The following is a 14,227-nucleotide window of genomic DNA, read 5'->3' as shown; positions in this document are numbered from 1 at the left end:
CATTATTAATTTTGGTAGGTCATTAAAAAATAACACAACATCTGACCAGTAAAACTTTACTTGAACTTACTTATCGTTTACTGCAAATTATTCTGTGATGTACACAGCAATTAATGTCGTTTCAGTTGCCCCCGGCAAGTGCCTCCGGGGGATTTTTTATGCTCCTCAACTTTCTAGTGCGTCAACTCGCCTAATCAAATCCTGCACAACTATTACCAAATCGGCGATGATCGCCGTGTAATCCACATTCATCACCCTGAGTTTTTCGCCCTCAATCTTCTGCTCGATGCCGAGAAAAGTATACAGTTCGTCAGCTTTTTCAGCCTGCTGAGCGATAAAACCGCGCCTCCGGCGCGTTTCGCCTTTCATATTGAACTCGCATACCCCGAGCGCATTAATGCGCCTGGAGGCCCCCTCCTGGGGTTCTGTAAATCCGTCTTTCAGACGAACGTCAGAACCGGTAGTCATGACGTCGCCTTTGCCTGTGGTGATAGTGCCGCCTGGCCGAAATAGCCAGGCATCTGTTCGGCCATAGCCATCAAGATAGACAACCGCCCTATGCTCTTCTCCTACCCGTTCCTCAATGTAGTAATTTGCCACTGCCCCGCGCGCATCTCCATATCCACCGCGTCCCTGTATCATCGACTGGAACGGCGCACCGGTGACAAGCTGGCCATTAGAAGGTGCGCTGGGAGCGATGTTCCGGGCCATAATTGCTCCCCAGGCGTATAGATGCTTTTTACACATAAAGGCCCCCTCGAGAGTCAGCTCACCGGCTACGCTCTCGATAAGCCGCGTTGTGTAATCGGCGGTACTACCGTTGAAATGAAAGTCGATGTATGGCGTGCTCATCGATAGCTCAATGGCCTGCGTCAACACTTTACCCTTCGACGTGTTATCGATATTGCCGCCGGCAGACAGCGCGCCAGGCAGTGTCGTTTGGTTGTTGCCATCAATAATGAGGATGTCATCAAAGGTATCTGACGGTGAGACAGTGCTCGCTCTTGAACGCTGAATCCTGAACGGTGTTCCCGAGCCAACGGCAATTGTCCCGCCTTGCCCCTGTTTTTTGAGCAGAGCCAAATCTGAGTTCTTACCGAGAATAAAACCGGCATTATCGCTGGTTATAACCTGCGAGCCGTCGAGTTTGTTTCCTCCGGTGAGTTTTGCCAACGCATTAAGATCTGATGCCTTCGCCATCCCGGCTATCGCCGGCACGGTCACCTGCTTTCCGGTGATCGGGTCAGTCAGGGTGATATCGCCGCTGCCGGTCAGGGCCATCGACCAGCCCTCCACCACACTACGCCAGAATGCAAACGCGCTGGCCAGCTGGTTAGCAAACGACGAGGTGCTGGCGGTTTCAGCGGTAATAATGCCGTAAGAGGCGCCGGAAAATGCGGTGGTGATATTCCGGGTCAGCGTCAGATGCGTGTCGCTGTCCACGGATTTGATCGCATACAGGTCAGCACTACCGCTGCGGTAGACCACCAGAATCGACCCGGGCTGTATCCCCAGGGCTACCTGTGACCATTTTGTTGTCGCACCTGTCACCCGTGCCTGCGACGCTGCCCCCGTGACGGTGCCGACTTCATACATCGCCATAATAAAGTTCCTCCTGGATGATTATCCCTGGAAAAAGAAAAGGCCCCTTACGGGGCCTCTGTTAGCTAAATGAACTGCTGTCCGTCCGAAATGCGGTTGCGGTGATGTTCTCGACTGTGCAGGTGTAATCAATCGCGGCAGTACGACCTGTCGCTTTGATAAAGAAGCCGACATTGTTGTAGTCAGCATCCAGGCGCGCGGCAAACCGCAATTCAAAGGCCGTCGTGCCGGCTGTGATATTACCGGCATCGACGAAGATACGGCGGGTTACCTCCTGCCCACCAATGTTGAACGTAATATCAGAGGTATACCCCAGGCCACTGCCCGTCCCATAGGTCTGGCACACCAGGGTGCAGGCCAGAACCACTGTCATGCTATACCCCCTGTTCTGATACGCACCGTTCCGCTGTACCGTCTGGTTGCGGCGGAAGGTCAGGCTGTCGTAACTTTTGGCCACCGCAATGTCACCGATGAACGCATCCGCCTGGACAGTGCCACGGAACACGCCGCTAGTCGCTTCGACCCTGCCACGGACGATCACGTTATTGAACTGCGAAGAGCCATCCTTGGCGATACGCCAGCCGCGTGACCCGTCAACAAAGTCATTCGAGCGGATCTCGTTGCCGATCTTCGCGTTCGTGATGGAACCGTCCGCGATTTTGGTTGAGGTCAGGGAACTGTTTTTGATACGTGCCGTATCGATATACAGTTCATTGCCTTCGGCAATCATCACCGGCACTGCCGTCGCATTGTTACGGTTAAACAGCGAGAAGCGGTCGGCGTAGAGGATCATGTCGCTCGTTTCACCATTGCTGCCCAGCGTAATCCCCGCGCCAACATTCTTCCCGTTAACCGTCTCAACCTTCATCGACCACAGCGAACTCACCGTACCATTCACATCCGCCACGGTTTTAGCGGTGTTTTGAACGGAAGCGCTGAGATCCCCGACACTGGATGTCAGGGTCGTCTGCTGCGTTGCCAGCGCCTCCAGTGCCGTTGCATGCGTATGCTGGGTACTGGTGATACTGGCCACCGATTTAATCGTGTTGTCGAGCGTCGTCTGGTTTTTGATGTTGGCGGCCGCCTGCGCGTCAATCTGCGACTGAAGCGAGGTATTCAGGCTGGCCTGTGTGCTCTGGCTGTCGCTCAGCGTCTTCGCCATGTTATCGACGCGGGAGTTGGCGTTATCCACTTTCGTGGCCAGTGCCGTCTGCTGCTGCGCCTGGGCAGTGATTTTCCCTTCGGCATCCGTTACGCGCACCGTCAGGCCGCTCACAGCGCTCGCCGTCGCGTCAGAGGCATCCTGTGCCGCTTTCGCATCGGTAACATCCGTGATGACCAGATCGTCGATATACAGTGAATAGCCAGGGGTACCGTAGCCGGTGGCGCCACGGGTGGAGATCCAGACCACCGCGCGTGTTCTGCCTGCCCCGTTGTTACTGGCGATACCCGTGAATTTCACCCATTTATCGCGCGCGCCCAGAGAAGCTTCGCTGACAGTGACCGCCGCCTGCCAGGCATTTTGCCCGGCAGCATTCTGCGACTGGATACCGACCAGCGTTCTCCACCCGGAGGAGGGTGCCTGATCCGCCGGCATCATGGCCCAGAACTCAAACCGGAACTTCGCGTCCTCACGGACTGACTGCCAGGTGCCAAGCTGTTTATCGCTGTTGCCGCCGTTGTTCTCATCCCGTCTCAACTTCAGGCTCTTATCGCCGGTGAATTTCTGAGACGCCACCACAACGGCGGTGCCGTTCCCGCCCAGCACCTGGCCATCGCTGTAGCTTTCAAACGTACCGTCAACCCACGGATTAGCTCCCTGAGTGCGGATGGTATTGATGGTGCTGGTCAGCGACGTGATGCTCTGCGACTGGCTGGTGATGGTGTTTTCCACCTGGCTTACGCGACCGGTCAGTGAACTCACCGCGGACGTGTCAGCCTTTTTACCCAGCTCAGTATTCATCGTGGTCAGGCTGTTCTGCAGACTGGTGAGCTGCTGCGACTGCGAATCCAGTTTACCCTCGGCAGACGTCATCCGGGTGGTCAACCCGGTGACAGCGCTTTGCTCGGCCTTCTTACTGACCGCCGCATTCGTGACGGCCAGATCGCCGCTGAGTTTCGTCAGCTGCTGCGCCTGGGTGGTGATAGCCCCTTCAGCAGCGGTGACGCGGGTATTCATCTGAGAAATGGCCCCGGCATTAGCTGCGATATCCTTTTCATCCGTAACATCGAGGACATGGAAATCATCGAAATACATTGCCCCCGCGCTGAGGAAGGTCGTCAGCTGGAAACTGGCCGTCGTGGTCTTCGTGGCTTTCCAGTCAAACGTTACCAGTTGCCAGCCAGAACTAAACGGTCCGTAGTTTGAGCCGACCAGCAGGCCAGTGCTGTCAGCCACACGAAACTTCGTGTTACCCGCATCTTTAATCGTGGTCCCCGGATCCTGCTTCGCCCATACCCCCATGCGGTAGGTACGACCCTGGGTGATACTGATTTCCTGTCCGACCAGGTTAGACTGGCCGGCGGACATTTTCAGTGCCTTGTTACCCGAGTGCGGAACCTGTAAATCGGCCACCGTCGCGGTACTGCTCCAGCCGGTAAAGCCCGCCGCGCCGCGCTCAAAACTGCCGTTGACAATGAGGTTACCCGGCATTTTCCCGCTGGCGTCAATATCCGCTGCCGTCTGGCTCAGGCTGTTACTCAGTTGCGTCAGAGAATCCCCCTGCGCACTGAGTGTTTTGCCCTGCTCCGTGACCTGGTTCTGCAGGGTGTTCATCGCGCTTGCGTCCGCTTTTTTGTTCACGTTCACATTCGTCGTGGCCAGATCGCTGCTGAGTTTAGTCAGCGCGCTGTTAGCTGCCGCGATGTCATTCCCCTGCTGCTTCACCGTGCCCTGCAGCTGCGTCACCGCTGTCGTGTCAGCCTTTTTACTCACCGTATCGTTTGTCGACCGGAGGCTGTTCTCCAGCGAGGTGGTCCGCGTGCCGATGCTGCTGAGCGTATCGCCCTGCTGGCTAACCGTGGTGGTCAGTGAATCCACCGCTTTTGCGGTCGCATCTGCGGTTTTCTGCGCACTGTTCGCCGCCGTCACGTTGCGCATATGCCAGTCGGCAGCGTACCAGACGGTGCCGAACGGGCTGGACTGATTAACCTGCAGGAACGGTCGCAGGAAGTTCGTGTCAGCCGGCACAGTAAAGCGCCAGGTGGTTCGTTTCCACGCGGAGGTGGTCTTAGTGTTGCCCCCGGACGCTCTCGCCCCGATACCGCCGGTGGCGGTGGTGGCCCGACCGATATAGAAATTAAAGTCGGCGCTGCCTGTACCACACGCTACCAGAGCAGACATTTCGAAAACGTCGCCCGGTGTCACGGCGATGTTGTTGATTTTTGGCACATGGTCTCGCCCGGCCAGCCGGACGGCATACCTGAACGGGCAGTCAGCCGGCACACCATCGGCGGTGGTCTCCACCACGTCATAACCCATGCGGTCATACGCCGGATCAAATGACGGGTTTGGAATGTAATCATCCCCGGCAGCATTCCCGGCGTTCACCGCTGCCGTCAGGCTGACGATGTTGCTGTTGGCTGCCGTGAGGCCTGCCTCGGTTTTCTCCACCCGGCCAGTCAGCGCGTTAAGCGCCGTCTGATCCGCTTTGGTGTTGACCTTATCGGTGGTGCTGCTCAAATCGCCCTGCAGCTTCGTGATAGCCTGCCCCTGGGAGGTGATTTTGCCTTCCGCACTGGTGACCCGGCTGGTGAGATCACTTACCGACTGCGCGCTGGCCTTTTGTGATACACCATTCGAGGAAAACAGCGTTACGTTACGGATCAACAAGCGAGCTGTTGATGGTGTCAGTGTCCCAGCGGCCAGTCTCAGATACACGTAATTACCGATAAAAGTAGCCGGAATGTTCAGGGTAAAAGTTTTGGTCTGCCAGTCGGTGGTTACACCGCTCAACCATTTCGTGGTAGAGCTAAGCCAGTTCACCGGATCCGACAAATCTGCAATAACACCAACCGTATCGGTAGATACGTTTGTCATCGTAACCGAGCTTCGCACCTCAAGACTAAGCGTCAAGACGGTCCCTGCCTCTACGGGTACTTTCGTGATGTTTGCAGTCCGGATGGAGGCTGTAGTTGTTTGCAAAGCTTTTTCAGCATCGTTGTACGTAAATCCAGAGCCAGTCCCCGAATCTACCCACAGCGATAAATCTGATTCCATTCCACCATTGCCGATGAGACTGCCGGAAGACAGCGATCCTTTCAGCATGGTCAAAAGGTTACCTTGTGATGTCAGCATTCCTTCACTAGCGCTGACACGGTCACTAAGCATACTTACGGCCGCACTGTCGGCTTTCTTAGCCACATTCCCGTTGGTGATGCTCAGGCTGTTCTGAAGATTCGTCAGCGCGTTGCTTTGCGCGGTCAGGTCTTTTCCTTGCTGCTCAACGGTGTTCTGCAGGCTCTGCAGCGCCGTTGCATCAGCCTTCTTCGCCACATTGCTGTTAGTCGTGTTCAGGCTGTTCTGCAGGCTGGTCAGGCTGTCTCCCTGCGATTTCAGACCGCCTTCGGTAGCCGTCACGCGGGTCGTCAGATTCGTCAGCGCGCTGGCATCGGCCTTGCCGCTGATATCCTTACCAAGTTGCGTCACATCCGACTGCAGTTTCGTGATCGCGCTGCCCTGAGACGTAATATTCTTCCCGTTCTGCGTGACTGACGCGGACAGACTGGAAAGCGCCTGCGCATTCGCATCGGCGGCATCGAGCGCCGCTTTCGCATCGGTCACGTCAGTGATGACCAGATCATCAATCAAGAAGGCGTCACCCAGGCGAACTTTTGGTGTATTCGGGATGGAGATCCTCACCATTGCCTGTTTCAGCGCGGTTCGGTTGTTGGTCAGATAGCCACTGACTTTTGTCCAGTTGTCCACCGACAACTCGGAGACTTTCACGTTCAGGCCAGGCCACGACCAGCCATTGGCAGAATCCTGGAAGGAAAATCCGAGCACCATATAAACGGTCGGATCGGCGGTCGAGCCAGCCGGCAACTTAACCCACGCCTCCACGTAATAGACCGCGTTATCGCGAACCTGCATGCCCGAAAAGATATGGGTATCGTTATTATCCGTCGCGTTCGGGTTGTACTCCGTACTGCGCGTAACACGCAGGCTTTTGGTCCCGCTGTGCGCAGCTTCACTGGTGATAACGGCGCGGGCATTACTGAGAACATCGCCAACGGCATAGGATTCAAAACTGCCGTCCGGCAGTACGTTGGCTCCCCGTGTCGCCTGCTGCTTCAGCGATGTATTCAGGCTGGTCAGGCTGTCGGCCTGGCTACGGATATCCTTTTCAGTCTGGGTAACCCGGTTGGTCAGTGAACTGACTGCCGACGCATCAGCTTTCTTCGCCACATCACCTTTGACCCCTTCCAGCGCGTTATTCAGCGCCGTGATGGATTGCCCCTGTGATGTCAGGGTGTTCCCCTGATTCGTCACCGCCCCGGTCAGAAATGAAACAGCATCGCTGGTCGCCTTGATGTTGGTTTCATCGGTGATATCAAACACCCGGGCGGAATCGAGCCAGATTTCACCGTTTGTCGGATGAGAATAAAGTTTGAAGTTCTGCCCGTCCGCGCCGGCAGCCGTCAATCCGGTTTCCCAGGTGATGGTTTGCCAGTCAGTGGTCAGCGTGACCGTTTTATCCTCATACGTACTGTCCGTCTGGCCGATTTTGTTCTGGCGACGGATCAGCAGACTCATCGCGCCGGAAACACCTTTGGCCTTCACCACCACCCGGTACTTGCGCTGGCCATTCAGCGGCACCGGCTTGTTGTTGTTGGAGAAGATACCCGGACTGGTGTTAGTCGTCCGGTTCAGCCGGACCCCCGCTTTCCCGTCCCCGAAATCGCCAAAGGTCACACCGGCTGGATACTGAATATCCCAGGCCGTGCTGCCCTGCAGAAAATCAAAGTTCGGGATCAGGTTGTCGCCGGCGTTGCGGGTGGCCGTCAGCACATTCGCCAGATTTGTCAGCTGCTGGCTCTGCGTGGTCAGTTTCCCTTCCGCCTCCGTCACCCGGTTATCGACCGAAGTCAGTGCCGTGGCATCGGCCTTCTTCGACACATTGCTGTTGGTCGTGTTCAGGCTGTTCTGCAGGTTCGTCAGCTGCTGGCTTTGTGAGGTGATGGTCCCTTCCGCTGTGCTGACCCGGCTCGTCAGTCCGGTAACGGCGCCGGCGGTGGCATCGATGTCCACCCGGTCGGTAACGTCAGTGACGTAAAAATCATCGAAGTAGCGACTGCCGCTTTTCAGATAGTTATTCAGCGTTACTGGTAGACTGCCTGTCTCTGTCGCTTTCCAGCGACCGGAAATCAGGGTCCAGTTTGTCCCCACCGTACCGCTGTTGTACGGACGCTCAAAAACCGGCTGGCCGGCAGAGTTGCCGATCCGCAGCTTGTTGTTCCCCGCGCCATTATCCGTCGTCGCTCCGGGTTCCTTGACCCACACCCCGATTTCATAGGTTCGTCCCTGAACAAACGGGATTAATTGCCCCGGAGTCACATTGCCCGGATCAACCTTCAGCGCCCGAGTCCCGCAGTGAGGAACGGAAAGTTCCACCACACTGGTCGCGCTTGATTGCCCGGTATAACCAGCCAGCCCGCGTTCAAACGAGGGATTCACGACCAGGTTACCCGGTATCTGACCGCTGGCATCGATATCTGCCGTGACCTGCGAGAGGCTGTTCGACAGATTCGTCAGCGAATTACTCTGGCTCTCCAGCGTTTTACCCTGCTGCGTCACTTTCGTGTCGAGCGTGGCCAACGCAGTCGCATCTGCTTTCAGCGCCAGCGCTTTATCGGTATTAGCCAGATTTCCGGTCAGTTTCGTGATGGCGCTGTTCGCAGCCGTCAGGTCATTGCCCAGCTGTGTGACGGTATTGGTCAAATCCTGCACCGCTGTCGCATCAGCCTTTTTGGCCACTGCAGCATTGGTGGTTGCCAGCCCGTTTTCCAGCTGGGTTGTCCGGTTGCCGGTCGAGGTCAGCTGATTACCCTGTTGCGTCACGGTGGTGGTCAGGGAGTCAACCGCCGCCGCCGTGGCATCCGCAGTATCCTGAACCTTTTGCGCCGCTGTCACATTTCGCATATGCCAGTCCGTAACGAACCATACGGTGCCATACGGGCTGTTCTGCGAGATCTGCAGAAAAGGGCGAATATAACCCCTGTCTACCATCGCCTGCGTGACCTTGAAGCGCCAGGTGGTTCTCTGCCAGGTCGCAGAAGGTGATTTTCCGCCCCCCGCCATGAGTGGCGCACCGGTGCTCGTATCTGGCCGAACGGCGGTGCCAACATACAGATTAAAATTCGCCGTGCCGGCGCCGCAGGCAACCAGTGCGCTGATCTCAATCACATCGTTAAGCGTGGCCGGGAACGCGGCAAAGTTAGGATGGTGATCCCGGCTGGCAATTCGGGCCGCATAACCATACGGGCAGCCAGGAGGGACCTCCTCAGCCGTCGTGGATACGACGCTAAACCCCATCTGGTCGTAAGCCGGGTCAAATGTCGGGTTGGGAATTAAATCTCCGCCTGATGCGTTTCCGGCCCGTACAGCGGATTTCAGCGAGGTAATGTTGGCGTTAGCAGCCGTTAGCCCGGATTCCGTTTTCTCCACTCGTCCGGTTAGCGAGTTCATCGCCGTCTGATCCGCTTTGCTGGCCACGTTCGCGTCTGTCTGCGTCAGCGCATTCCGGAGTTGGGTGATGCTCTGCGAATTGCTGACCACCTCGTTGCCAATCTGGCTGACATTCGAGCTGAGCACGCCGGCTGCGTTTGCCAGCGCGGAAACCCCGAGACCGGAGTACATCTCAGCAACCTTGTCTGACAGCTTCAGGCCCAGGTTGATATACGCCTGGCCGGTCCACTGATTCACCAGAAATTCAACGGTGTTCCAGCCGGCTTTCAGTTCAAAACTGACGGTATTCCAGCTGGCGTTACCCCAGGCGACCTGAACCCCGTTCACAAATATGGCGCCGGTATCATCAAAAACCCTGGCGCCGGGCGCCAGTGTGATGGTGGTATCTGCGGCCACTTTCACCTGGCAGGAATACAGCGCGATCAGATAGCTGCCGGCGGACGTAAAGTCCAGTTTGGCCGCGTCGGCCACCTCATCCACGACCGTTGGTGCCACAGCGCGAACATCGCTGAATGACGGGACTGTCCCGGCGTTAGCCAGCTGCACCGGATAGAGTCGACGGGACCAGCGATTCGGCTGGCCATTGACCAGTTGATTCGACAGGCTGGTGATGCTGTCAGTATTGCTGCGAATATCCCGCCCGTTTTGCTCTACCTGCTGCGTTAAGGCAGTGACCGCAGCCGCTTCGGCTTTCTTCGCCAGCGCGGCATTTGTCGTGCCCAAATCGCTCGTCAGTTTCGTGATGGACTGACCCTGGCTGGTTATCCTGTCGCCCTGCTGGGTAACAACAGACTGCAGCCCGCTCAGTGCCTCATTCGTACCAGCCAGGCCCGTTTCCGTCTGGCCAACCCGATTAGTGAGTGATGTTAACGCGGCGCCCTGCGATGTCAGCGTGGCGCCCTGTTGCTCAACTTTCTGCGTCAGGGACGTCAGCGCGGCCGCATCGGCTTTTTTCCCGAGGCTGGTTTCCAGGCCACCGATACGGCTCGCCTGCGCGCTCTGCTCTGTCGTCAGAGAACTTAGTTCACCAGAAACAGCAGCTTTGTTGTCGTTAAACTGCGTCTGCAGGGACTCTCTGGCCTTAACTTCCGCCGAGATGGCGGTAACGCGCGCGGTTTTTTCCTGGTACAGCAGCCCGGAGGTGACTTTCTCCAGATCGCTGCCCTCATAGGAGCCACGCATCTGCGCCGCCAGCGTGCTGCGTGCCTGCGCTTCGGCAGTCAGCGCGTTGCTCAGCGTACTGCGCACATCCTGCAGAGCCGCCGTACTGGCGCCGGGTGCTGGCCGGCCAACGGCGATCCAGTCAAATAACAGATAGTTGTCCGCATCCTGACCTGAAGTGAAATCGAAGCGGAAACGACGAATCGTTGTCGAATCTCGCCACTCAATGTCGTGCAGGGTCAGAATCGCAATACCCTTGTCATCGTATTCCGGTTCATTGATAACCACGGAGCGACCAGCATTCCAGCCGGTTTCATCAGCGCCGATCCAGAACATTTTGGCGTTCCAGGTTGGGTTGCCAACCTTTTTAATGCGCATCTTAATGAAACGATAAGCATGGGCATCGATCGTCAGGCCGTTAGGGGATCGACAGGTTGAAGTCGAATTGTTGGCTTTCAGCCAGCCATCGCTGGTGACGCTCATTGGCGTGTAGCCGTTGTCGTCTTCCGTCCAGCCTTCGGCATCTTTGTCGAAATACCAGATTTCCAGAGAGTCAAACTGCTCCCCTGTGCCAGCGGCAATCTGTGAGATCTGGCGTGCCAGATTTTCGTCACCAGAGGTCACGGCCTCAGACAGGCTCTCGATACTCGCCTCAATCCCCTGCGTTGCCGCCAGCAGTTCATCAGCGGCCTGTGCCGCCTTCGCGTTAACATCGGCGATACGATCCGCGGTCTCCTGCTTCACTGCATTAGTCAGCGTGGTGTTAACCTGAGACAGCGACTGCTTCAGGCCATTTTCAGCAGTCTTTATCTGCGCATTCAATGCGGCATCGCCGTCGGCCAGCGTTTTGCTGACCCTGGCAATCTCCAGGTCGATGGTGGCGTTGATTTCCGCAGCCGTATCGGTGACTGACTGTCTTACCTGGGTGATGCTGTCGGTCAGCGACTTGTTCACAGTTGCGATCTGCTTGTTCGCATCTGCGACAACGGATTTTGCCTCCTGAACGCCTTTGTTTGCCTGAGCCAGACCAGAATCGAGAGCCTCATTGACCGAGGTGATCTCATCCGTGATGGTTTTATTCACGGCGGAGATCTTCCCGTCAACATCAGCAGTGATGCTTTTCGCCGATGCATCAATATCCTGGCTGACCTGCTTCGCCTGGTCTTCGGCTTCCTTACGCAGAGCTTCAGCGGTCTGCTCCAGTTCCTGCTGCGTATTGCGGATACCTTCCTGCGTTTCGCTAATGGTGCGCTGCGTTTCCTCCCAGGCAGCCGTATCCTTGATCGCGTCGGTCAGGTTTTCGTAGTAGTCATCAAAGTTATCGCTGGCCATCCCCTGGACCCAGCCGGTCCACGGGCTTTCATTGCCAAGACGATCCACAAGGCGCGCCCGGTACCAGAATTCGGCGCCCATACTGAGGCCCATCTGCTGATAGCTTTTCCCCGGATAGGCTACGTCTGATAACGGCATTGGCGCACTGCCGTCCTGGTTTTTGCTGTACTGCAGTTCCGTGCGCAGCGTATCCCCGGAGCCGGTCGGGAACTCCCAGCTAACCTGGACCCCATGAACCAGCGAACGGGTTGCCAGCGTCAGCGGTGCCAGCGGCTCGCCGACCTTGCCGGTCAGGGTTTTCTCTTCGGAATACGCCCAGCCGCTCGAGATCTCCGCCGCATTGATCGCACGGACGCGAACCAGGTAACGACCGGCATAAATGCCGCTGACCTCAAACGAGGTGGTCGAGCTGCGCGGCACATTAATCCAGTTCCCGTCGTTACGGCGCCACTGCGCCTCGTAGGCAATAGCGCCGCTGACCGCTGACCAGTTAACCTGCATCGTTTCGACGCTGATCCCCTGATTCACGACCGAGCGGGATGTGATGACAATATCGTCAGGAGGTGACTGGTTGCCCGCCGGCAATACGCTAACCGGGCGCTGATCGATAATCGCGCCGGTATCGATGCGGGCGAATTTATCCGGGTCATGTGACACGCCGGTGATCGTGAGGGTGGCATCGCCGTTCTCTTTTACCCCTGCGACCCGGTACTGCTGCAGAAAGAGGTCATTAGATTCTACGGCCCAGACGCATTCCCGTTCTGGCGTCTCACTGTACGCCGTTGTGACCGTAATCTGCCGGCGTCCGTTAACGGCCTGGATGGTCCGGCTCTGTGAGATCCCGGATGGCAGGTTTAGCTGGAGGCGGTCGCCAGGTTTGGCATCCACATAACGATCCAGCGTAATCACCCGGCCATTCACCGCGCTGATCCGCCCGCCGTTGACCCGTCCGGCCAGCAACTCATCCGCCAGGGCAATGATATAACCGGGTTGAGGAATGCGACCGTCCAGCCCCACATCAAACTCAACGACCCGGTCTTTGTTGTTGGTCAGTATGCCCCACAGCCCCTTACGGTGGGCTTCGCTCTGGCGCGTACAGCCAATCGCGGTCATTTCGAGCTGGTTAAAACTGTAGCGGGAAACCAGTTCCGGGATAAACGCCGGCTCTATTGCATCAGCATAAGCATTATCCGGATCAGACCAGGAAACCAGGGCGTTGGTGTACCGAACCTGGCTGCTGCTGCTCGAATAACGGGGTTTGCCGACAATATTGGCGCGCGTATAGGTAAAATCGACATCACGCGGCATATCAGCCTGCACAACAATCTGCTCACCGTTCCAGCAGGTCATGCCCCGGAAAATGGCTGCAAAGTCTCGCAGCACGGTGTAAGCATCGTTGCGTTCCTGGACGTAGACGTTACAGGTATAGCGCGGCTCCATGCCGTCACCACCGCGCCCGTCAGGAACCAGCTGATCGCAGTACTGTGCAATCTGGTACAGCGTCCATTTCGAAATATTGGCGCTGCTCAGACGATTACCGAGACCAAAACGGTCAGCTGTAACAATGTCGTAATAGATCCAGGCCGGGTTATCCGTCCAGGCCCATTTAAACCCGCCGGTCCAGACGCCGGTATATTCGCGGGTTTCCGGATTGTAGTTATCCGGCACACGAATCACGCGCCCACGCGGCTCACAGGAAATTTGCGGAATGGAGCCATTAAACTGGCTGGAGTCGAACTCGATATAAAGCAGCGCGGTGTTGGGATAACGCAGCTTCGCGTCAATCACTTCGGTATAGCTCTGCAGCGTCATCACGTCGCCAACTTTGACACTGTTTGCATCCGGAGAGATTTTACGCAGGCGTAGCGTCCAGGTACTGCCGGCATGGGGCAGATCAATACGATGGCTCCGCTCATAACCGGAGGTGGTTTTACCCGTGACAGCGGTTTCCAGCACCGTCTGCCAGGCGCCACCGTCGGTCTGCAGGTCAATCGCATACTTGACGGTATTGCCCACCACGTCGCCGTCATCTTCCTGTTTCATCAGGGACGGCCATTTCAGGCGGACACGAACGGCAGAAAGCTGGGTATTAGTAAAGGTATGGGTCCAGGCTGTCTTGCTGGAAACTTCCGTTCCCACACTGATTTCATTTTCAGTGCCGGGAATACCCTGAATATAAGTCTGAGCCTGCGTGCCGGGTCGAAATGCCCAGGACACGCCACTGAAGTTTTGCGAACCATCAGCATTTTCAAGCGGGGTGCCATCAAGATAAATATCTTTACCGGTTAAACCACCTGCAAATTCACCCTCACCTAATGCGAGCAGAATTTTGGCTTTCGCAACAGACTGTAAATCATCCGGCTGTTCCGTCGGTGTACGCTGCTTTGAGCCGCCACCCTTGCGCCCTTTAATTATGTTATTTGCCATATTACGCCCATAAAAAAA

General features: G+C 56.6%; 2 protein-coding genes. Both read right to left on the bottom strand.

Annotated elements, in window-relative coordinates:
- Positions 1 to 165 precede the first annotated feature (165 nt).
- On the bottom strand, positions 166 to 1,602 hold the full coding sequence (locus ACLEXF_RS00660; RefSeq protein ID WP_122927451.1) for a tail fiber domain-containing protein: 1,437 nt from the start codon (positions 1,600 to 1,602) through the stop codon (positions 166 to 168).
- A gap of 61 nt (positions 1,603 to 1,663) precedes the next feature.
- A complete protein-coding gene (gpJ, locus tag ACLEXF_RS00655) occupies positions 1,664 to 14,209 on the bottom strand; it encodes a TipJ family phage tail tip protein (protein WP_423265698.1) in 12,546 nt (4,181 codons plus the stop codon).
- Positions 14,210 to 14,227: the final 18 nt, after the last annotated feature.

The sequence above is a fragment of the Klebsiella pneumoniae complex sp. WS1778 genome, from assembly GCF_049472055.1.
Classification (GTDB): domain Bacteria; phylum Pseudomonadota; class Gammaproteobacteria; order Enterobacterales; family Enterobacteriaceae; genus Klebsiella; species Klebsiella quasipneumoniae.
The sequence above is the reverse complement of the archived record's forward strand: the minus strand, read 5'-3'. Positions and strand labels throughout refer to the sequence as shown.